This window comes from Microbacterium xylanilyticum, from assembly GCF_054654695.1.
The window spans coordinates 620,278-640,460 of the sequence record NZ_BAAIEN010000002.1 but is presented as its reverse complement, the minus strand read 5'-3'; the positions used below and the strand labels follow the sequence as shown (position 1 = coordinate 640,460).

24 protein-coding genes are annotated in these 20,183 nt (G+C 70.3%); 11 read left to right on the top strand and 13 right to left on the bottom strand.

The features are described from left to right. The first annotated feature begins 116 nt into the window (after nucleotides 1-116). From ACYQ1L_RS03585 to ACYQ1L_RS03570, 4 genes are read left to right on the top strand one after another with little or no spacing between them, the layout of a single operon-like run. The gene (locus tag ACYQ1L_RS03585) at nucleotides 117-1,262 is read left to right on the top strand and encodes an ABC transporter substrate-binding protein (RefSeq protein WP_460002889.1); all 1,146 of its coding nucleotides are present in this window, start codon (nucleotides 117-119) and stop codon (nucleotides 1,260-1,262) included. Beyond that, the gene (locus tag ACYQ1L_RS03580; protein WP_460002888.1) at nucleotides 1,259-2,176 is read left to right on the top strand and encodes an ABC transporter permease; all 918 of its coding nucleotides are present in this window, start codon (nucleotides 1,259-1,261) and stop codon (nucleotides 2,174-2,176) included. The genes ACYQ1L_RS03585 and ACYQ1L_RS03580 overlap by 4 nt, the downstream gene beginning before the upstream one ends. Continuing rightward, on the top strand, nucleotides 2,173-2,970 hold the full coding sequence (locus tag ACYQ1L_RS03575; protein WP_460002887.1) for an ABC transporter permease: 798 nt from the start codon (nucleotides 2,173-2,175) through the stop codon (nucleotides 2,968-2,970). Before ACYQ1L_RS03580 ends, ACYQ1L_RS03575 begins: the two co-directional genes overlap by 4 nt. Then, nucleotides 2,967-4,064: an ABC transporter ATP-binding protein gene (locus tag ACYQ1L_RS03570; protein WP_460002886.1), complete on the top strand. Its 1,098-nt coding sequence runs from the start codon at nucleotides 2,967-2,969 to the stop codon at nucleotides 4,062-4,064. Before ACYQ1L_RS03575 ends, ACYQ1L_RS03570 begins: the two co-directional genes overlap by 4 nt. A gap of 94 nt (nucleotides 4,065-4,158) precedes the next feature. On the opposite strand, the gene ACYQ1L_RS03565 is transcribed toward ACYQ1L_RS03570, so the two are convergent. The 11 genes from ACYQ1L_RS03565 to ACYQ1L_RS03515 form a co-directional block, all read right to left on the bottom strand. Further along, nucleotides 4,159-6,627 carry a bifunctional lysylphosphatidylglycerol flippase/synthetase MprF gene (locus ACYQ1L_RS03565; RefSeq protein ID WP_460002885.1) on the bottom strand — a complete coding sequence of 823 codons (2,469 nt, stop codon included), beginning with the start codon at nucleotides 6,625-6,627 and terminating at the stop codon, nucleotides 4,159-4,161. Further along, entirely contained in the window at nucleotides 6,624-7,925 is a 1,302-nt protein-coding gene (locus ACYQ1L_RS03560) for an alpha/beta hydrolase (protein ID WP_460002884.1), read from the bottom strand. Before ACYQ1L_RS03560 ends, ACYQ1L_RS03565 begins: the two co-directional genes overlap by 4 nt. A gap of 151 nt (nucleotides 7,926-8,076) precedes the next feature. Further along, complete coding sequence (locus ACYQ1L_RS03555; protein ID WP_460002883.1) at nucleotides 8,077-8,832, bottom strand: amino acid ABC transporter ATP-binding protein; 756 nt, start codon at nucleotides 8,830-8,832, stop codon at nucleotides 8,077-8,079. Continuing rightward, on the bottom strand, nucleotides 8,829-9,620 hold the full coding sequence (locus ACYQ1L_RS03550; RefSeq protein ID WP_460002882.1) for an amino acid ABC transporter permease: 792 nt from the start codon (nucleotides 9,618-9,620) through the stop codon (nucleotides 8,829-8,831). Before ACYQ1L_RS03550 ends, ACYQ1L_RS03555 begins: the two co-directional genes overlap by 4 nt. Nucleotides 9,621-9,639: 19 nt before the next feature. Continuing rightward, nucleotides 9,640-10,461, bottom strand: a complete 822-nt coding sequence (locus tag ACYQ1L_RS03545) for a basic amino acid ABC transporter substrate-binding protein (protein WP_460002881.1) — start codon at nucleotides 10,459-10,461, stop codon at nucleotides 9,640-9,642. A gap of 254 nt (nucleotides 10,462-10,715) precedes the next feature. Continuing rightward, nucleotides 10,716-11,018, bottom strand: a complete 303-nt coding sequence (locus tag ACYQ1L_RS03540) for a Dabb family protein (RefSeq protein ID WP_460002880.1) — start codon at nucleotides 11,016-11,018, stop codon at nucleotides 10,716-10,718. After that, complete coding sequence (locus ACYQ1L_RS03535; protein ID WP_460002879.1) at nucleotides 11,015-11,332, bottom strand: glutaredoxin family protein; 318 nt, start codon at nucleotides 11,330-11,332, stop codon at nucleotides 11,015-11,017. The genes ACYQ1L_RS03540 and ACYQ1L_RS03535 overlap by 4 nt, the downstream gene beginning before the upstream one ends. After that, a complete protein-coding gene (locus ACYQ1L_RS03530; protein ID WP_460002878.1) occupies nucleotides 11,329-11,631 on the bottom strand; it encodes a rhodanese-like domain-containing protein in 303 nt (100 codons plus the stop codon). Before ACYQ1L_RS03530 ends, ACYQ1L_RS03535 begins: the two co-directional genes overlap by 4 nt. Before the next feature lie 149 nt (nucleotides 11,632-11,780). Then, entirely contained in the window at nucleotides 11,781-11,879 is a 99-nt protein-coding gene (locus tag ACYQ1L_RS03525; protein WP_003792170.1) for a 30S ribosomal protein bS22, read from the bottom strand. A gap of 135 nt (nucleotides 11,880-12,014) precedes the next feature. Beyond that, complete coding sequence (locus ACYQ1L_RS03520; protein ID WP_045272966.1) at nucleotides 12,015-12,209, bottom strand: helix-turn-helix domain-containing protein; 195 nt, start codon at nucleotides 12,207-12,209, stop codon at nucleotides 12,015-12,017. Between the two features lie 153 nt (nucleotides 12,210-12,362). Continuing rightward, the gene (locus ACYQ1L_RS03515) at nucleotides 12,363-12,785 is read right to left on the bottom strand and encodes an ArsR/SmtB family transcription factor (protein WP_460002877.1); all 423 of its coding nucleotides are present in this window, start codon (nucleotides 12,783-12,785) and stop codon (nucleotides 12,363-12,365) included. 75 nt (nucleotides 12,786-12,860) lie between these two features. On the opposite strand from ACYQ1L_RS03515, the gene ACYQ1L_RS03510 reads away from it, so the two are divergent. Beyond that, a complete protein-coding gene (locus ACYQ1L_RS03510) occupies nucleotides 12,861-14,291 on the top strand; it encodes a TrkH family potassium uptake protein (RefSeq protein ID WP_460002876.1) in 1,431 nt (476 codons plus the stop codon). Next, nucleotides 14,284-14,955: a potassium channel family protein gene (locus tag ACYQ1L_RS03505; RefSeq protein ID WP_159576867.1), complete on the top strand. Its 672-nt coding sequence runs from the start codon at nucleotides 14,284-14,286 to the stop codon at nucleotides 14,953-14,955. The genes ACYQ1L_RS03510 and ACYQ1L_RS03505 overlap by 8 nt, the downstream gene beginning before the upstream one ends. 40 nt (nucleotides 14,956-14,995) lie before the next feature. Here ACYQ1L_RS03505 and proC read toward each other — a convergent pair whose 3' ends face one another. Next, complete coding sequence (proC, locus tag ACYQ1L_RS03500; protein WP_460002875.1) at nucleotides 14,996-15,832, bottom strand: pyrroline-5-carboxylate reductase; 837 nt, start codon at nucleotides 15,830-15,832, stop codon at nucleotides 14,996-14,998. 110 nt (nucleotides 15,833-15,942) lie between these two features. Between proC and ACYQ1L_RS03495 the strand changes: the two genes are divergently transcribed. After that, nucleotides 15,943-16,914, top strand: a complete 972-nt coding sequence (locus ACYQ1L_RS03495) for a cation diffusion facilitator family transporter (protein WP_460002874.1) — start codon at nucleotides 15,943-15,945, stop codon at nucleotides 16,912-16,914. Between the two features lie 15 nt (nucleotides 16,915-16,929). Then, nucleotides 16,930-17,820 (top strand): alpha/beta hydrolase, encoded by an 891-nt coding sequence (locus ACYQ1L_RS03490; protein ID WP_460002873.1) that lies wholly within the window; start codon nucleotides 16,930-16,932, stop codon nucleotides 17,818-17,820. Nucleotides 17,821-17,905: 85 nt separating this feature from the next. On the opposite strand, the gene ACYQ1L_RS03485 is transcribed toward ACYQ1L_RS03490, so the two are convergent. Continuing rightward, nucleotides 17,906-18,337, bottom strand: coding sequence for a nucleoside deaminase (locus ACYQ1L_RS03485; RefSeq protein WP_460005752.1), 432 nt, complete (start codon nucleotides 18,335-18,337; stop codon nucleotides 17,906-17,908). Between the two features lie 252 nt (nucleotides 18,338-18,589). Between ACYQ1L_RS03485 and ACYQ1L_RS03480 the strand changes: the two genes are divergently transcribed. From ACYQ1L_RS03480 to upp, 3 genes are all read left to right on the top strand, one after another. Further along, entirely contained in the window at nucleotides 18,590-19,177 is a 588-nt protein-coding gene (locus ACYQ1L_RS03480) for a hypothetical protein (RefSeq protein ID WP_460002872.1), read from the top strand. After that, the gene (locus ACYQ1L_RS03475) at nucleotides 19,174-19,374 is read left to right on the top strand and encodes a DUF6186 family protein (RefSeq protein ID WP_460002871.1); all 201 of its coding nucleotides are present in this window, start codon (nucleotides 19,174-19,176) and stop codon (nucleotides 19,372-19,374) included. Before ACYQ1L_RS03480 ends, ACYQ1L_RS03475 begins: the two co-directional genes overlap by 4 nt. Nucleotides 19,375-19,453: 79 nt before the next feature. After that, complete coding sequence (upp, locus tag ACYQ1L_RS03470; RefSeq protein WP_460002870.1) at nucleotides 19,454-20,086, top strand: uracil phosphoribosyltransferase; 633 nt, start codon at nucleotides 19,454-19,456, stop codon at nucleotides 20,084-20,086. The last annotated feature ends 97 nt before the right edge of the window (nucleotides 20,087-20,183 follow it).

The following is a 20,183-nucleotide window of genomic DNA, read 5'->3' as shown; positions in this document are numbered from 1 at the left end:
ATCGGATCCTCGGCGTTCATCGCGCGTTCACCCGTGTCCGTCACGCCGGTAACCCGCCCGCCGTACATTCCTCTCGACCCGACCCCGGCGCCCGCGCCGGACACCGAGAGGAAACCATGCTCATCAGCAACCGTCGCGCCCGCATCGGCGCCGGCATCGCGCTGGCCGCCAGCGCCGCCCTCCTGCTCTCCGCCTGCTCCGGCTCCGCTTCGGCCGACCCGACCGGCACCGCCGGCACCGGGGCGAAGGCGTCCACCGCGACGTCCCTGAAGGACTTCGGCACCCTCGCCGACCTGCAGAAGGCCGCGGAGACCGAGGGCAAGCTCAACGTGATCGCGCTCCCGCACGACTGGGCCAACTACGGCGAGATCATCGACGCCTTCAAGAAGAAGTACCCGAAGATCGCGATCAACGAGGCCTCCCCAGACGCGTCCAGCGCCGAGGAGATCCAGGCCGCCAAGACCAACGACGGCCTCGACACCGCCCCCGACGTCTTCGACCTCGGCCTGACCGTGACGCTGCAGAACACGGACAAGTTCGCGGCGTACAAGGTCTCGACGTGGGACGACATCCCGGAGAACCTCAAGGACAAGACGGGGCTGTTCACCGGCGACTACGGCGGCTTCATGTCGATCGGCTACGACTCCTCCAAGTTCCCGGAGCCCAAGAAGCTCGACGACCTGAAGAAGTCCGAGTACAAGGGCGCCGTCGCCCTCAACGGCGACCCCACCCAGGCCGGCGCGGCCTTCGCCGCGGTGGGCCTGGCCACGGTGCAGTCGGGTGGGAAGCTCGACGACTACCAGAAGGGCATCGACTTCTTCTCCGACCTGCAGAAGGCCGGGAACCTGCTCAAGGTCGACGTCACGACCGCGACCGTCGCGAGCGGCGAGACCCCGGTCGTCTTCGACTGGGACTACCTGAACGCCGCCCACGTCAAGGACAACAAGAACTGGAAGACGGTGGTGCTGCCGGGCACCGGCTACGCGGGCTACTACAACCAGGCGATCAACAAGTCCGCCCCGCACCCGGCGGCCGCGCGCCTGTGGCAGGAGTTCCTCTACAGCGACGAGGGTCAGAACCTGTGGCTCAAGGGCGGCGCGCGCCCCGCACGCATGGACGCCATGACCAAGGCCGGCACGATCGACAAGACGCTCGCCGCCGCTCTGCCCGCGGCCCCCAAGGAGACCGTCGTGCCGACCGAAGCGCAGAGCACCGCGGCCGGCAAGCTGCTGGGCGAGAAGTGGGCCGCGGCGGTCCAGTGACCTCCACCGCCGCTGCGGCGACCGCCGCCGCCCGTGCCGGGTCGAAGCCTCGCGCTTCGGCCCGGCGCGGCTCATCCGTCCTCGCGGCGCTCGGCCTGGTGCCGTTCGCCGCCTACCTGCTGCTGTTCCTCGCGCTGCCGACGCTGCTCGCCGTGGCGACCGGGTTCTTCACCCGTGACGGCGCGTTCACCTGGAGCAATCTCTCCGCGCTCGGGGATCCGACCATCCTGCTCACGTTCGCGAACTCGGCGGGCCTCTCGCTGCTCACCGCCGCGATCGGCGCCGTCGTCGGCGCCCTCGTCTGCTACGCGCTCCTCGGCCTGAGCCCCACGGGTGCCGTGCGCACCATCGTGGATGCGGCGTCGGGCGTGCTCGCGCAGACCGGCGGCGTGATGCTCGCCTTCATGTTCATCGCCTCGATCGGCCTGCAGGGCGTGATCACGCAGCTGCTCAAGGACGCGGGGATCTCCCTCTACGCCGACGGCCCGTGGATCTATGAGCTGCCCGGCCTGATCCTGCCCTACCTGTACTTCCAGATCCCGCTCATGGTCATCACGTTCATGCCGGCGCTGTCGGCGCTGAAGCCGCACTGGGCCGAGGCCAACCTGACGCTGGGCGGCACGCGCGCCAGCTTCTGGCTGCGGATCGGGATCCCCGTGCTCGCGCCCGCCTTCCTCGCCAGCTTCCTGCTGCTGTTCGCGAACGCGTTCTCGTCCTACGCGACGGCCGCGGCGCTCGCCAGCCAGGGGGCGCAGATCGTGCCGCTGCAGATCCGCGCCGCCCTCACCAGCGAGACCGTGCTGGGCCGGGAGAACCTCGCCGGCGCTCTCGCGCTCGGGATGATCGTGGTCGTGGGGATCGTGATGTGGCTGTACTCGCTGGTCCAGCGCCGCGCTTCGAGGTGGCAGTCATGAACCGTCTCGGCGCCTCCGCCCTCACCCGCTGGATCATCGGGATCGTGGTCGGCCTGTTCTTCCTGATCCCGCTGGTCGCGACCCTGCTCTACACGTTCCGCGCGCAGGACGGGTCCGTCACCCTGAAGCACTGGGCCGCGCTCGGCGATCCCGCGCAGGCCTCGGTCTATCAGCCGATCTGGACGGGCCTGGGCAACTCGCTGGTGCTCGCCGTGGTCACGGCGCTCATCGTGCTGCTCCTGCTCGCGCCCACGATGATCCTGGTGAACCTGCGCTTCCCACGGCTGCGACCGATCTTCGAGTTCGCCGTGCTGCTGCCGATCTCGATCCCGGCGATCGTGCTCGTCGTGGGCCTCACCCCGATCTACCTGCAGATCGGGCGCTCGCTCGGCACGGGCGCCTGGACGCTCGCGTTCGCCTACGGCATCACCGTGCTGCCGTTCGCCTACCGCTCCATCCAGGCCTCGATCGACGCGGTGGACATGACCACGCTCGCCGAGGCGGCGCGCTCGCTGGGCGCCGGCTGGATCACGGTCGTGCTGCGCGTGCTGGCGCCGAACCTGCGGCAGGGCCTGCTGTCCGCATCGCTGCTGTCGATCGCGGTCGTGCTCGGCGAGTTCACCATCGCCTCCCTCCTCAACCGCGAGGTGCTGCAGACCGCGCTCGTGGTCGTGCAGAAGCAGGACGGCTGGGCACCGGCGATGTTCGCCCTGATGGCCCTCGCGTTCAGCTTCCTCCTGCTCCTCATCATCGGACGCGCCGCCGGCGGCCGCTCCGGAAAGGCCGACTCATGAGCGACATCGCGCTCCCCCGCACTGCGGACAACTCCCTGCTCGCCGATCGCGCCGACGGCACCCGCGTGCAGTTCGACGGCATCGTGAAGAGCTACGGCCGCACCCAGGTGCTGCACGGGATCGACCTCGACATCGCGCCCGGCGAGTTCGTCTCCCTGCTCGGCCCGTCCGGTTGCGGCAAGACGACGCTGCTGCGCGTGCTCGCCGGGCTGGAGAGCGCCGACGGCGGCGCCGTGCTGCTGGGCGGAAAGGACGTGTCGGGCGTGCCGACGAACAAGCGCGACCTGGGCATGGTGTTCCAGTCCTACTCGCTGTTCCCGCATCTGCGCGTCGTGGACAACACCGCCTTCGGCCTGCGCCGGCGCCGGGTGGCCACGCCGGAGGCGCGGCGCCGAGCGCTGGACGCCCTCGCCCTGGTCGGCCTGGACGCGCACGCCGGCAAGTACCCGCATCAGCTCTCCGGCGGCCAGCAGCAGCGCGTCGCGCTCGCCCGCGCCCTGGTGACGGAGCCCCGCGTGCTGCTGCTGGACGAGCCGCTGTCAGCCCTCGACGCGAAAGTGCGCGTGCAGCTGCGCGACGAGATCCGCCGGATCCAGCTCCGCCTCGGCATCACGACCGTGTTCGTGACCCACGACCAGGAGGAGGCGCTCAGCGTCTCCGACCGGATCGCCGTGATGAACGCGGGGCGGATCGACCAGATCGGCACACCGGAGGAGCTGTACCTGCGCCCGGCGACCGCGCACGTCGCGGCCTTCGTGGGCCTGTCCAGCGTGGTCCGCGGGGTCGCCGACGGCGCGTCCGTGCGCGTCTGGGGCACCGACCTGCCGCTGCAGACGCCCGCAACGGGGGACGTCGACGTGCTGCTGCGCCCGGAGAACGTGCGCCTCGTCGACGCCGCGGAAGCCGCCGTGACCGGATCCGTCGAGGAGAGCATGTTCCTCGGGAGCATGCGCCGCACGCTCGTGCGCACCGCGGACGGCGCCCTGGTGCGCGTGCAGCACGCCGCGCGGATCCGTCCCGCCTACGGCGACGTCGTGGGGCTCGCGGTCGACGCCGAGCCGGTGGCGGTGCGACGGAGCGACGCCGCCGCGTAGCGCTGCACGACGAAGGCGCCTCCCCTCGGGGCGGCGCCTTCGTCGTATCCGGTCCGCGGCCTTCCTCGTGGTGCCGCTCCGGGGCCGGGGCGGTTCAGCCCGCCAGCGACCGGGCCAGCGCCACGTACTCGGCCGGGGACGCATCCGGCAGGTAGGCGCGGCCGATCGCGAGTCCGATCGCGGGGAGCTGCGAATTGTCGGCGTAGAACAGGTGCATCGGGCGGTACTCCGGATTGAACTTGCCCTTGTACCGCAGCAGCGAGGCGAAGCCGTACGCCGGCTCCAGCACCCGGCTCAGCCAGCCCAGCAGGCGGGTGATGGTGTCCCGGTCCGCGTCGGCGCCGCCGTCGACGGTCTGCGCGAGCGGCGCCCCCGACAGGCTCATGACGGCGAGCCCCTGCTCCTTCATGTGCAGGGCGGCCGTGGCGATCGCGAACTCCATGACGCCCGGCATCGCACCGTCCGCCCGGCGCATGAAGTCGAGGGTCCGGCCGATCAGCTCGCCCTCGCGCCAGACCGGCATCCAGCTGGTGACCGCCTGCAGCTCCCCCTCCGGGCCGATCGCGAGCAGCAGTTCGACGTCGGGATCCTTCAGCTCCTCCACGCCGCCGAGGGTGAACCGCATCTCCGGCAGCGCCTTCTCGGCGATCCACTGCTCGCTCAGCGCGTCGAGCTGTGCGACGAGCCCCGCGGGCAGCTTCTCCCACGTCGTCCAGAGCGTGGTGAGCCCGTCGCGCTGTCCGCGGTTGTACGGCTGGCGCACCTTGGCCCACACCTTGCCGGTGAGCTCGAAGCGATCCAGCGGCACGACGGTCTCCTCGGCCACCGAGATGCTGCGCCAGCCCAGCGCGCGGAAGACCGGCATGAAGTCCTCGTGCGTGCTGTAGAACACGGGCGTCCAGGCGTTCGTGTCGCAGAAGTCGAGGAACCCGCGCACAGTCTGCGCGGCGTCGCCGGGGGTGCACACCGGATCGCCCACGGCGATCGCGATGTCGTTCACGACGCGGTAGGCGACCGCGCCGCGGCCGTCGGGCGTGAACCAGTGCTCGTTGCCCTCCCAGGTGCCGAGGAACCCGAGGGTGCCGCCGTCTGTCTCGCGGAGCTGGGTGCGGAAGCGCTCCGCCTCGTCGACCGTGCTGCGCGAGCGCCCCCACAGCAGTGGGATCAGGGCGACGGCGAAGACGATCCAGAAGAGCGCGCCGACGTCGCGGTGCAGCACGAGCGCGAGCCCGGTGAGCGGGGTGTGCGCGCCGGGGTGGCCGATGATGGTCGGCAGGAAGCGGCGCAGAGTCGTGACCAGCGAGGACCAGAACGACGGCGAGTGCGACGCGACGGTGACCAGGATCATGTTCGTCGCGGTGAGCACCACGAAGGCGATCCCGATCGTCAGGGCGAACTGCCACGCGGCCCGTCGCGATGCCCGCACCGCGAACCGCCCGTGCGTGATCGCCAGCAGGATGCACATCGCCACCGGGACCAGGATCGCGAGCACCGAGAATCCGGGGAACTGCCGGTCGATCTGGATCACGTCGGTGGGCTCCCTCAGGGAGCGCACCGCCACGCTCAGCCCGGTCAGCAGCGCCATCACGGCGTTCACGCCCATCGCGAGGAACCAGGCCGCGCGGCGTCCCGAGCGCAGCCCCCAGGCCGCGATGAGACTGAGCACCAGGGGCACGAGACTCATCAGCACCACGCCGGTGCCGGCGGCGAAGGCCGTCGTCACACCCGCGACGCAGTGGGCGGACGCGTTGTTGCGCGCGCACGCGTCGGCGATGCCCGAGATGTCCACGCCGCGCAGGCCCGCGACCACCGGCGCGAGCGGCCCGATCCCGACGCCGGTGAGCAGAACGATCAGGGGACCGAGCCCCGTCACCGCGACCATGGCCGCGATGAGAGTCCTGGTCTCCCCGTAGGAGCTGCGGTAGACGGCCGGGCGCGGGGTGCCGCTCGTCAGCAGGATGCCGAACAGGAGACCGACGAGGGCCGCGAGGAGCCGGTACACGCTGTCCGCATCGCCGCCGTAGAGCGTGAACGTGACGAGCAGGGACAGGCCGAGGAGGCGGATCCGGCGCCGGTACAGTGCAGGCGCGTAGGCGCTGCCCGCCAGGATCGCCCCGAGGATGCCGATCGACGGGTCGAACACCACGCCGCGCGCATCGACGCGCGCCCACACCTGCCCCCAGGACCAGGCCAGCGACTGGATGCCGACGCCGAGCAGCACGCCCAGGACGCCGGTGACGAAGAACGACACGACGACACGGCGGGTGCCCATGAGTCGCTCCGCGTAGGCGAGCAGGGTGAGCGCGAGCAGCAGCGCGAGCAGCAGGCCGCCCCAGGAGTTCGGCACGAGCAGGGTGGTCAGCGGCGTCCACCACTGGCGCTCCCGGCCGAGCACGAGCGGGCTGACGCCCAGTCCCGCGGGACGCCGTCCCCACAGCGTGCCGGACGCGAGGCCGCTGATCACGAGCAGCGCGCTCAGCGCGACGGCGAACGGATGCAGCCGCAGATAGCGTGCGACCCGGCGTGCCACGGCGCCCGCGGCGACGCGCAGCGGACCGCTCATCGCGCCAGCCCCAGCCGCGGGTACAGCACCTCGAACGCCTTCTCCAGGCCGCCCCTCAGCCCGGGCCCGGTGTGCGTGGCGTTCGGGACCAGGTAGAACGTCGTGGTGAAGCCCGCCGCCTCGGCGAGGTTCGCCGAGGCCCGGTTCGCCGGACCGTACTTCTTGTCGAGCGCGCCCGCCGCGAAGATCGCATAGTGCCCGTCGTACGCGCCGGGGTGCTCGGCGAGGATGGCTTCGGGCTTGCTGGCCGCGAACAGGGCCTTGTCGCCCCGGAAGGCCTTGTCGACCGACTTCGGATCCCCGAAGCCCGCCCAGGGCTCACCGGACGCGGTGGCGATGTTGCCCCAGATGTCGGGGTGCCGCGCACCGTAGATGAACGCGCAGGCCCCGCCGTTGGAGTAGCCCGAGATGGTCCAGTACTTCGGATCCTGCAGCACGCGCAGGTGTCCGCGGATCCAGTTCGGGATGTCGGTGTTGAAGTACGTCTCGACGCCGCCGTAGGCCGCGGAGTCGATGCACCCGGGGTTCTGGTTCTGCGCGCCGAGCTGGTCGGCGATGATCACGATCGGGGCGAGCCCGTCGTGCTTCGCCGCGAACTCGTTCAGGACGTCGACCATGGGGTGCGGGTTGGGGTAGCCCGGCAGTCCCATCATGAAGACGACGACGGGAAGAGCAGGCGGATCCTTCACGAGCGCGGCCGGCGGCAGGTAGATGGTCGCGTTGCGGGGCTTGAATCCCGCGGTGGAGCGCAGCGCGTTCTCCCCGGTCAGCGCGCCGAACCTGCCCCGGGCGGGCATGTCGGCGGGAGCCTTCCAGACCGCCGCCAGCGAGGCGGGCGGATCCTGACCGGGCTTCAGCGGCGGTGCGAAGTGATCCAGCGGCCCGAGCGTGTTGACGCCGATGATGTCGCCGAGGTTGCGGTCGAGCCCGAATGCCAGGTTGATGCCGACGCCCATGGAGAGCAGCGACGCGACCACGGTGACGATCGCGACGACCTTGCGCCACCACCGCGAGTCCCAGAGGCTCACGATCGCCAGCCCGATCGCCGCAAAGCCGCCGATCGTCCACCACTTCACCGCGGCGGGCAACGGAAGCTCGAACGCGTTCGTCGCGTCGGACCACGCCGCCAGGCCCCAGCCGAGGGCGCCGCCGAGCACCAGGCCGATGAGGGCGCGCACCAGCCAGCGCCGCCGCAGCGGCCGGATGAGGAGTGCGATCGCCCCTGCGGACGCGATCGCCCAGATGATCCAGGGGATGGGTCCGTCGGCGAGGTTCAGCTGCAGCAACCAGCGCGGCATGAAGGGCGTGCTCCGTTTCCCGCCTCCGGTCGGGGCGACGACCCATCGTAATGCGTGCCGCCTCGGCGGATCCGGTGCCGACGCCCTGACCGGGCTTGGAGAAGCCTATGAGACGCTCCGAGGCCGGATAAGACCTCGGAGCGTCCCTGCGTCACAGCACGCGCGCGAGGAAGTCCTTCGTGCGCTGATGCTGCGGGTTGGCCAGGACCTCGCGGGGGTCGCCCTCCTCGAGGATGTGCCCGCCGTCCATGAAGATCAGGCGCGAGCCGACCTCCCGGGCGAAGCCCATCTCGTGCGTGACGACCATCATCGTCATGCCCTCGTCGGCGAGCGAGCGCATGACCTGGAGCACCTCGCCGACGAGCTCCGGGTCGAGCGCCGACGTGGGCTCGTCGAAGAGCATCATGTCGGGGTTCATGCACAGCGAGCGCGCGATGGCGACGCGCTGCTGCTGACCGCCGGAGAGGTGGCTCGGGTAGGCGTCGGCCTTGTGACCCATCCCCACGCGCTCCAGCATCTCCTTGGCGACCTTCTCCGCCTCGGCCTTCCCGCGCTTCTTCACCTGACGCTGGGCGATCGTGAGATTGCCGAGCACGCTCATGTGCGGGAACAGGTTGAAGCTCTGGAACACCATGCCGATGCGCGCACGCACCCGATCGATGTCGATGTCGGGATCCGTGATGTCGATCCCCTCGATCACGATCCTCCCGCCGGTCGGCTCCTCGAGCATGTTCACCGAGCGCAGCAGCGTCGACTTGCCGGATCCCGAGGGGCCGATCACGCAGACGACCTCGCCGGCGTTCACGGTCAGGTCGATGCCCTTGAGCACCTCGTTGTCGCCGTAGTGCTTGACGAGCCCTTGGATGTCGATCGCGGGCGCACTCAGATTGATCAGGTCGGTGGTCATCGTTCCCTCGCCATCCGTCGCTCGAGCCATGCCGTCAGCCGCGTCAGCGGGATCGTCACGATCAGGTACAGCAGCGCCGCCATCACCATCGGCGTGGCGTTCGCATAGGTGGACAGGCCGTTGCGTGCGTAGGTCGTCAGCTCGTAGGTGAGCGGCGTCGCCCCCGCGATGAAGAACAGCGAGGTGTCCTTCAGCAGCAGCACGAACTCGTTCGTCAGCGGCGGGATGATGATCCGGAAGCCCTGCGGCAGCACGATGAAGACCATGGTCCTCGTCGGGGACATTCCGAGCGACCGGGACGCCTCGGTCTGCCCCTTCGGGACCGCCTGGATCCCCGCGCGGATCGTCTCGGCCATGTAGGCCGAGCTCACCACGATGAGTCCGAGCGTCGCGGCGCCGACCGGGCCGCCCGGGATCCTGACGTGCAGCGCGATCGGCAGCATGAGCGCGAACCCGAAGATCGTCATCAGCGCGGGGATGCCGCGGAAGAACTCGATCCACACGGTCGCCGCCCAGCGGAAAGGCGGGATGCTGCTGAGCTTCATCAGCGCCAGGATGATCGCGAGGATGAGGCCGCCGGCGAACGACTCGATCGTGAACAGCAGCGTGTTCTTGAGTCCGACGGTGATGATGCCCGGGAGCATCTTCAGCGCGACCTCGGGGTTCGCGAACTGCTTGGCGACCGTCGCCCAGTCGGTGGCGAACACTGCCCACACGACGAGCGCGATGATCACCGCGTAGACGGTGTAGTGGTAGACCCGCGTGCGGGTCCTCTTCTTCAGAGCCATCTCGAGTATCGAGCCCCGGTCACTTGGCCGTGAAGTACTTGTCGTAGATCTTCTTGTACTCGCCGTTGTCCTTGAGGGCCTTCAGCTGCTCGTTGATCGCCTTGCGCAGCGTCTCGTTCTTGCCCTTCGCGAAGGCGAAGCCGTACTGCTCGTCGGTCTTGTAGGTCTCGACGACCTTGTAGGAGGCGTCGTCCTTCTCGTGCTGCAGGTTCACCGGCAGGTCCTGCAGGATCGCGTCGATCTGACCGCCCTGCAGGGCCGGCCACAGCACGCCGTCGTCGGAGAACTGCACGAGGTTGGCGCCCTTGGCGTGCTCCTTCGCGTAGTTCTCGCCGGTCGTGCCCTGCTGCACGCCGACGTTCTTGCCGCTCAGGCCGTTGATGTCCTTGATGCCGGAGCTGGTCTTGACGAGCAGTGACTGCAGGGAGTCGTAGTAGCCGTCGGAGAAGTCGATGTTCTTCTTGCGCTCATCGGTGATGGTCATCGCGGAGGCGCCCATGTCGCACTGGCCCGCGAGCAGGGCGGCGCCCGACTGCAGGGTGTCGAAGTTGGTCACCTGGAACTGGGTCTTCAGGCCCAGCTTGTCGCCGATCGCGGTGAGCAGGTCGACGTCGAAGCCGGTGTACTTGCCCGAGCCGGCCGACTCCTCGTACTCGAAGGGCTTGTAGGGGATGTCCGAGCACACGGTGAGCGTGCCGGGCGTGATGAGTCCGTAGTCCGTGTTGGCAGCGGCGGATCCGCTCGCGGTGGGCGTGGCGCCTCCTCCGGAGCAGCCGGCGAGGGCGAGGGTGGCGGCTGCCGCGAGGGCGAGTCCGTAGGCGATCTTCGAGCGACGTTCCATGTGCGACTCCTGTGTCGAGGACGCGGGCGTCCTGGTGCGGGTTGCCGACAATCTTGACACGGTGCGGTTACCGCCGTGTAACGACGAGAGGCCTGCGGGAGTCTCGGTTCGGTATCGACCGCACGCTCTGCCGCGGAATCACGCGGAACGCGGTCGCCGCGACACGTCCAGAACGTCTGGAATCCGAGACAAGTACTGCCGCGGCGGTGCGGATGGCGACGATCGGTCCGATACCGCGCCGGGTTCCGCGCCGCTCAGACCTCGAAGTCGACGGCCGAGCGCCCGCCGGCGACCGAGCGCACGTAGGCCACGACCTCCTGGTGCGCCGGGTGCACCTGATAGGCGTCCAGGCCCGCCGCATCGTCGAAGTCGGCGACGAGGGTGACGTCCCAGTTGCCGGCGATGTCGAGAGCGTTCACTCCGGTCGACAGCGCCCGGATGGACGGCACCACGCCGACGAGCCCCTGCAGCCGTGCGGCGATGCCGGCCGCGTGCTCCGAACGCTCCGCCGGGTCCTCGGCGGCCATCTTCCAGGTCACCACGTGCCGCAGGGTCATCGCTCCGCTCCTTCTGCCGCGTCCGCGGCCTGTTCCGGGGCCTGCCCGGTTCCGTCGGCCCTCGCCGCGAGCGCCGCCCGCAGCCGGTCGGGTGAGATCCGCCAGTGCGCGTGCAGCTCGCCGTCGATCAGCAGCACAGGGATCTTCTCCCAGTACTTCTCGTACAGCGCCGGGTCGTCGAGGATCGACAGCTCCGTGATCTCCATGTCCTCGGCGAGCGCGTCCGGCAGCTCGGCGACGACGGCGTCGACCACGTCCGAGGCCACGTCGCAGAGGTGGCAGTCGGGCTTGCCGATGAGAGTCAGCGCGATCACGACGCGGGAATCTCGATCTCGCGTCCCTCGGCGATCCATTCCGCGGTGCCGCCCTCGACGTTCGTGACGTCGTAACCGCGGGCCTCCAGCGCCTCCACCACGCGCGCCGAGCGTCCGCCGAGCTGGCAGATCACGTCGAAGGCGCCGTCGGGCAGCTCGTGCAGCAGATCGCCGATCTCCGACATGGGCAGGTTCACGGCGCCGGGCACGTGACCGGCGGCGAACTCGCTGCGCTCGCGCACATCGATGAGGGGCGTGTCGGTGCGCTCGGCCAGCTGGGCGACGGTGATCGACTTCATGGATCCGATTCTTCCAGACCTGTGCGCGCCGCGGCGCGCGCGTGCGCCGGTGCACCGGCCGAAGTGCACGAAGCCCCCGGATGCACGAAGCGCCCCGGCGATCGGAACGATCGGGGGCGCTCAGTGATGTGCGCGCTAGGCGCGGCCGCTCACTTCTTGTTGCGGCGCTGGTGGCGAGTCTTGCGAAGCAGCTTGCGGTGCTTCTTCTTCGCCATGCGCTTGCGGCGCTTCTTGATGACAGAACCCACGGAAACCTCACTACGTCAGGGGCTGGGCGCCGCACACGGACGACGCCCGGGATCGGGCAAGGAAAAATGCCTCGGAACAGTCTAGCGCACGCCGCCGCAGTCGCCCGACGCGCGGATGCGAACCGGATCCGGCGTTCAGCCCACGTCGGCGATGGGCTTCTGCAGCGCGGCGGTGACGGCGGACTCGGGCACGCGGTAGCTGCGCCCGAAGCGGATCGCGGGGAGCTCGCCCGCGTGGACGAGCCGGTACACCGTCATCTTGGACACGCGCATGATGGCCGCCACCTCGGCGACGGTCAGGAACTTCACGTCCGGAAGCTGCTCGGGCATCCCCATCTACCCCCCTCGCTCCGCGGCACCCCTTGTGCGGCGGATGCGACAACTGTAGGGGCTGGCGGTGACGGCTGTAAACCCATGTGATCCGTGTGAAACACGTGACCCGCCGCCTGCCGCACAGGCCGCGTCAGCCGTGGCGGGGAGGACTCAGGCGCCGAGCCGCTTGAGCGCGGTCTGCACCACGTGCTTGGCGCTGGCCGCGGCGCGACCGACCACCTCGGCCGCGTGCGCGGCGCCGTCCGGCAGCGGCGGGACGACCCCGAGCGCGGCGAGGTCCGGGGCCGACTCGCCATAGGCGTCGGCGAGGAACGGGACGAGCCAGTCGTCCACCTCCTCCAGCGGCGCCGCCTCGATGCTGTAGAAGCGGCGCTGGCCGTCCTCACGCACCGTCACAAGCTCGGCCTCGCGCAGCACCTTGAGGTGCTTCGAGACGGTGGGCTGGCTGATCCCGAGCGCGCTCACGATCTGCGACACGCTGGTGCCGGCATCCCCCTCCTCCGACCGCTGGCGCAGGAGCTGCAGGATGTCCCGCCTCGTGCCGTCGGCGATCACGTCGAAGATGTCGGTCATGCCTTCACAGTAGCCGCGCCAGGGGCGGAGTACCATGACGAAGGCTTGGCGGACGGAGGATCGGAGGGGCCGACCATGGCGCGCAGCACTCCCGCGCGATCCTTCTCCGAGATCGCCCGCCGCGCTGCCCGAGTCTTCAAGACGCTCACCACCTCCTCGCCCTCGCGATTCGCGATCATCGTGTTCTCCGCGCTCATCCTGATCACGACCGCTCTGCTGTCGCTGCCGATCGCGACCACCGCTCGCACGGTGACGCCCCTCGCCGACGCACTCTTCACCGCCGTCTCCACGATCTGCGTCACGGGCCTGTCCACCGTCGACATGGCCACGCACTGGTCCGGCTTCGGGCGCACCGTGATCTTCATCGGCGTCAACGTCGGCGGTCTCGGCGTGCTCACGCTGGCCAGCGTGCTGGGGCTCGCGATCTCCAAGCGGCTGGGGCTGCGGGCCAAGCTCATCGCCGCCGGCGACACGAACCCGATGCGCGCGCACGGCGGCCCTGTGAACGAGAGCCAGGCCGTGCGGCTGGGCGAGGTCGGCGAGCTGCTGCGGACGGTCGCGATCTCCGCCTTCACCATCGAGGCGGGGCTGGCCGTTCTGCTCTATCCGGCACTGCTGACCGGCGGAGTGGATCCGCTGACCGCGCTCTGGGAGGCCCCGTTCTACGCGGCGATGGCCTTCACGAACACGGGGTTCACACCGAATCCCGGAGGACTCGAGCCCTTCGCACACGACTACTACGTGCTCAGCGTGCTCATGCTCGGAGTCTTCCTCGGAAGCCTCGGCTTTCCTGTCATCTACACCCTGGCCCGCCAGCGCTGGCATGTGCGGCGGTGGTCGCTGCACGCCAAGCTCACCGTGATCACCACCATCGTGCTCTTCGTCATCGGCGCCGGCGTGTTCCTGCTCCTCGAGTTCGACAACCCGAAGACGTTCGGATCCATGGACGCCGCGGATACGACGTTCCAGGCCTTCTTCCTGTCCGCGATGACCCGCTCGGGCGGCTTCAACGTGGTGGACATGGGTGATCTGAACGGATCCTCGATGCTCGCCGCGTCGATGCTCATGTTCGTCGGCGGCGGTTCGGCGTCCACCGCGGGCGGCATCAAGGTCACCACCCTCGCCGTGCTCGCCCTCGCCGTGGTCAGCGAGGCGAAGGGACGCCCCTCCGTGCAGGCCTTCGGACGCCGGATCCCGTCCGACGTGCAGCGCGTCGCGCTCAGCGTCGTCGCCTGGGGCTCGACGATCGTGGCCGTGTCGACCATCGCGATCAGTCAGATCACCAAGTTCCCGGTGGACGAGGTGCTCTTCGACGTGGTCTCCGCCTTCGGCACCGTCGGCCTGTCCACCGGTGTCACCGGGAACCTGCCGGATCCCGCCACCTACATCCTCGCGGCCACGATCTTCATGGGGCGCGTTGGTACAGTGACACTGGCCGCGGCGGTGGCCGCGACCAATCGGACGCAGCTGTACGCGCTGCCCGTGGAAAGGCCCATCGTTGGTTGAAGTGCTGCGCAACGACGCCCCGGTGCTGGTGATCGGGCTCGGTCGTTTCGGCGCCGCGTGCGCCGGCGAGCTCGACCGGCTCGACCGCGAGGTGCTGGCGATCGACACGAACCTCGAGCTCGTGCAGAAGTGGTCGGAGCGCGTCACGCACGCCGTGCAGGCCGACACCCGGAACATCGACGCCCTGCGCCAGATCGGCGCGCAGGACTTCCAGGTCGCCGTGGTCGCGGTCGGCTCGTCGATCGAGGCCTCGGTGCTCATCACCGCTAACCTCGTCGACCTCAAGGTGCCGCAGATCTGGGCGAAGGCCGTCTCGCAGTCGCACGGCAAGATCCTCGCCCGCGTCGGCGCCAATCATGTCGTCTACCCCGAACGCGAGGCCGGGGAGCGCGTGGCGCACCTCGTCAGCGGCCGCATGCTGGACTTCATCCGCTTCGACGACGACTTCGCCCTGGCCAAGATGTACCCGCCCAAGTTCATCCGGGGCGTGCCCCTGAGCCAGTCGGGTGTGCGCAGCAAGTACAACGTCACGGTCGTCGGCGTGAAGAGCCCGGGCAAGCCGTTCCACTACGCCGAGGCCAGCACCGTGGTGACGAACCACGACCTCATCATCGTGTCGGGCACGAACAGCGACATCGAGCGGTTCTCCTCGCTCGACCGCTGAGACGGCGCTCCCGTCCCTGAGCCCATCGCAGGGCCCGACCTCAGGCGCCGGCGGCGAGTTCCTTCGCCCGGGCGAGGGCGGCGTCGGTCGCTCGGCCGAACAGCGCCGCGAGGTCCGCCTCCTGTAGCACGGCGATGGCGCGCTCCGTGGTTCCCTTCGGGCTCGTGACGCGACGGCGCAGCTCGGCCGGATCCTCACCCGAGGCCTCGAGCAGCGCCGTGGCGCCGATGAACGTCTGCTCCGCCATGAGTCGCGCCTCGGGCTCGGCGAAGCCCTTGGCCATCGCGGCCTTCGTGAACTCCTCGATCAGCAGGAAGACGTAGGCGGGACCGGATCCGGAGATCGTCGAGAGCGCGTCGATCTGCTCCTCGGCCACCTCGACCACCGTGCCGACCGTCTCGAACAGGCGCCGCACGAGCGCGCGGTCCTCGGCCGTGACCCCCGGCGCTGCGGCGAGGCCGGTGACCGCACGGCCCACGGTGGCGGGAGTGTTCGGCATCGAGCGCAGCACGCTCGCCGAGTCCGGCAGGTGCGCGGCGAAGGTCGTCAGAGTGACTCCGGCGGCGATGCTGACCACGATCGCGTCCGCCCGCAGGTGCGGGCCGATCTCGTCGAGCAGGTCCGGCACCATCGCCGGCTTGACGCCCACCACGACGATGCGCGCGGCGGCCGCGAGCGCGTTGCCGTCGGGCTGCTGCTCCAGTGCCATGGAGCGCACGCCGGGCAGGCCGTCGAGCTCCGCCGCGCGTGCGGCGGTGCGGTTGGTGGCGGTGATGCCGCCGTCGACGGGGATCCCGCTGGCGACGACGCCGCGCAGGATCGCGCCTCCCATCGAACCGGCGCCGATGAATGCGAGAGAGGGAAGCGCGTCGACCATGCCGCCATCCTACGAGCCCCGTGCGCGCCCCGACGCCGGAGCCGGTACCGCGCCCGTCGGGCCGTGACGGCAGACCGTCACGCTCGAGCGGCGCGACATAGACTCGTGGCATGAGTGCATCCGGTGGCGGTAAGGCGATCCTGGCGGCGTTCCTCGCGAACATGGGTATCGCGCTCGCGAAGCTCATCGCCTGGCTGCTCTCCGGATCCGCCTCGATGCTGGCCGAGGCGATCCACTCGGTCGCCGATTCGGGCAACCAGCTGCTGCTCATGCTCGGCGGACGCAAGGCGCAGCGCCGCGCCGACCGCGAGCACCCGTTCGGCTACGGCCGCGAGCGCTACGTGTACGCGTTCGTGGTGTCGATCATCCTGTTCTCGGTCGGCGGCATGTTCGCCGTCTACGAGGGCGTGCAGAAGCTGATCCACCCGCACGAGCTCGACAAGACCTGGTGGTGGCTGCCGCTCGCGGTGCTCGTCGTCTCGATCGTGCTGGAGTCGTTCTCGCTGCGCACGGCGATCAAGGAGAGCAACCACGTGCGCCCGAAGGGGCAGTCCTGGGTGGCGTTCATCCGGCGCGCGAAGGCGCCGGAGCTGCCGGTCGTGCTGCTCGAGGACACCGGCGCGCTCGCCGGTCTGCTCTTCGCCCTGCTCGGCGTCGGGCTGACCCTCATCACGCACAACCCGGTGTTCGACGCCCTCGGCACCCTGATGATCGGCCTCCTGCTCGTGCTCATCGCGATCGTGCTGGGCATCGAGACGAAGAGCCTGCTGGTGGGCGAGGGCGCCAGCGAGGCCGACCACGACCGCATCGTGGACGCGATCCACGCGGGTGACGAGGTCGAGAAGCTCATCCACATCAAGACGCTCTACCTCGGCCCCGACGAGCTGCTCGTGGCCGCCAAGATCGCCCTCACCTCGGACAAGACCGTGCGTGCCGCGGCCGACGACATCGACACGATCGAGGCGCGCATCCGCAAGGCCGTGCCGGCGGCGCGGGTGATCTACCTGGAGCCGGACATCTACCGGCCGACGCTGGATCCGACCCCCTCCACCGACGCCTTCGTGCTGCGCGCCGCGGACTGACCGCGGCAATCCCCGATGGTCGACCCGCTCGCAGAGGCGCTGGCCGACCCCACGGTCTCGGCGGAGGCGCGACGGAAGCTGCAGCTCGTGCAGGACGTGCTGCACCGCGATCCGCAGGCGCAGCTGACCTCGCTGTTCTTCGAGGGCGAGGAGCCGCGCGCCGCCGTGGCGTTCGGAGACTTCGACGCGGCCGACCTGATCGTCGTCGTCCTGCACGGCATCGACACGGATCTCGCGGAGTTCCCGGGCTGGGCCGAGATCGCGCAGGATCTGAGCGCGGACACGATCCGCGCGAGCCTGCAGCGCGGCGGGACCGACCGGATCGCGACGGTCGCGTGGTTCGGCTATGACTCCGGCACGCACCTGTCAGCGCTGGCGACCAAGCACGCGACCGTGGGCGCCGCGCGGCTGGCCGGGGATCTCGTGCGCTTGCGGCACAGCCACCCGACCGCGCGCATCGCGGTGATCGCGTATTCGTACTCGTCGACGCTGTTCGGCGAGCTCGTGCTCCTGGACGGAGCGGGCCCCGTGTCGATGGCGTTCTCGATCGCCTCTGCGGGGATGACGCGCATGGCCGCCGACGCCGTCGCCGAGGCGATCTCGCAGAGCGCGTTCTCGTTCTACGCCACCGAGGCGTCCACCGACGCCACCGCTCCCCTCGGCCGGCTCGGTGCGCATCCCGTGGACCCGCGCGACATCGTCGGGGCCATCGTCTACTCGTCCGACGGCGGACCGATCCCCGGCTCGGGCGGCAAGCTCGGCGAAGCCACCGACGGCCATGCCTCGCGCACCGCGATCGACGAGCACGGCGTGCGGCACCGCGGCTACTTCGACCGGCGCGCGCAGGCCTACCTGTTCGCCGTGGAGCGTCTGAGCCGGCTCGCCGCACGGCACCCGAAGGCCTGACCGGGGCAGCGGCGGCACCCGGGCCGAGCCACTCAGGCGCGGGGTCAGGCCATGCCCGAAGGAGCAGCCGGCCGGGCGCGGCGGCTCAGCGCCGATCGGCGAAGAACGCCCGCAGCTGAGCCACAGCCTCGTCCTCGCGGACCCCGCCCACGACCTCGGCGCGATACGGCAGGCGGCGGTCACGCAGCACGTCGTACAGCGAACCGGCCGCACCCGCCTTGTCGTCCCAGGCGCCGAACACCACGCGCCCGATCCGGGACTGCAGGATCGCGCCCGCGCACATCACGCACGGCTCCATCGTGACCACGAGCGTGCAGCCGGAGAGGTTCCAGGATCCCTGCGCTGCCGCGGCGGCGCGCAGGGCGACGATCTCAGCGTGACCGGTCGGGTCCGCGGTCTCCTCGCGGTTGTTGCGTCCCTCGGCGAGGATCCTTCCTGCCGCGTCCAGCACGACGGCGCCGACGGGGATCTCGTCGGCCGCGGCGGCCTCGGCGGCGAGCCCGAGCGCGCGGTCCATCGCCGCCGTCTCCGTCACCGGATCCACCGCTGCTGCCACCGTCGCTCCCGCCGTCGTCCGGGTCGTCCCGCGGGACGAGCCTAGCCGCACCGGCGCGATCCCTCCCCCGGTGTCGGGCACGGGGCGAGGCGCCGATCGCCAGCGGCACCCCGTCTCGGGGCGGCCGCGATTCGGCCTGCGCCCGCTCCCCGGCCTGCGCCCGTTCTTCCTGGCGCGCTGCCTGAGTAGCATGCGAGCGAAGGGGGTGGCCTCGTGGATTCTCGGCCGGACGCACGCCGCGACGCCTCGGGCCGGCGCGCCGTGTCCTGGCCCCTGGCGTGCTGGGTGGCGGTGCTGGTGCTGATCGGGCTCGTGCAGATCGTGCGCGCGCAGTGGTTCGACACGGCGGTCTTCTTCGGGGCGGCGCTCCTCGTCGTGCTCGGGGGCCGGATCCCCCCGCGCGGTACCGGTCGGCTGTCGCCCCGCACGCTGGCGCTGGGTGCGGTGCCGACGGGTCTGGCGCTGTGCCTGCTGCCGCGTCACAGCGTCGGCATGGTCGTCGTGATCACGGTGGTGGGGCTGACCGCGGTCGTGCTGTCGTGGCCGGGAGCGCCTGCCGCTCCGCGTCCGTGGACGCCGGCTCTGCGGCGACTCGCCGGGGTGTGGATCGGGCTGTTCGTCGTGGGGTGCCTCTGGGAGCTGGCGCAGTTCCTCCTCGGCCGGCTTCATCCCGACGACGCGTCGTACGCGCTCAGCGACCTGCTGGATCCGGTGCTCGACGGTGCACCGGGCCGGATCCTGTTCGTCGTCGTCTGGCTGGCAGGCGGGGTCTATCTCCTCCGGAGAGGAGGACGGGGATGACGCTGCTCAGCCTCGGCTTCTTCGGCCTGTGCGCGGTGCTGCTCGGACTGGTGACGTGGCGGATCGGGCGCACGGATCCCGATGCGCGCGTCAGCGACCTCTTCGACCGCCTGCTCGATGACCGCGCGGTGCGGATCGCGGTCATCGTGATCTGGTGGTGGCTGGGCTGGCACTTCCTCGCCGGGACGACGCTCTGACGGCCGGACGCGATCCGCTCCCGCCGTCGTCCCGTCGAACGGGCCTGGCCGGGCAGCCGCCAGCGGATACTCTGTCTCTATGCGCGTTCACGTGGCCGACCACCCCCTCATCACCCACAAGCTGTCGGTGCTGCGCGATGCGCGCACCCCGTCGCCGGTGTTCCGTCAGCTCACCGAGGAGCTCGTGACGCTGCTCGCCTACGAGGCGACGCGTAACGTGCGGGTCACCCCGATCGAGATCACCACCCCGATCACCACCACGACGGGCGTGAAGATCTCGGAGCCGCGCCCGATCGTCGTGCCGATCCTGCGCGCCGGCCTCGGGATGCTCGAGGGCATGGTCAAGCTGCTGCCGACCGCCGAGGTCGGCTTCCTCGGCATGGTCCGCGACGAGACGACCTTCGAGCCGACGACCTACGCCGAGCGCCTCCCGGAGGACCTGAGCGGGCGCCAGTGCTTCGCCATCGACCCGATGCTCGCGACCGGCGGATCCCTCGCCGCCGCGATCCAGTTCCTCTTCGACCGCGGCGCCGACGACGTCACAGCGATCTGCCTCCTCGGCACGCCGGAGGGCGTCGCCGCCATCGAGCAGCTCGTGGGCGAGCGCAACGTGACCCTCGTGCTCGGCGCCCTCGACGAGCGCCTGAACGAGAAGGGCTACATCGTGCCCGGTCTCGGCGACGCCGGCGACCGCCTGTACGGCACGGTCTGACTCTCCGGGGCACGCCGGCAGCCGCTGCGGATCCGTGGATCGTGGTGCGGGCCCGCGGGTCCTGTCCCGTTCCGCCGACGATGTCACGAACGGCCGA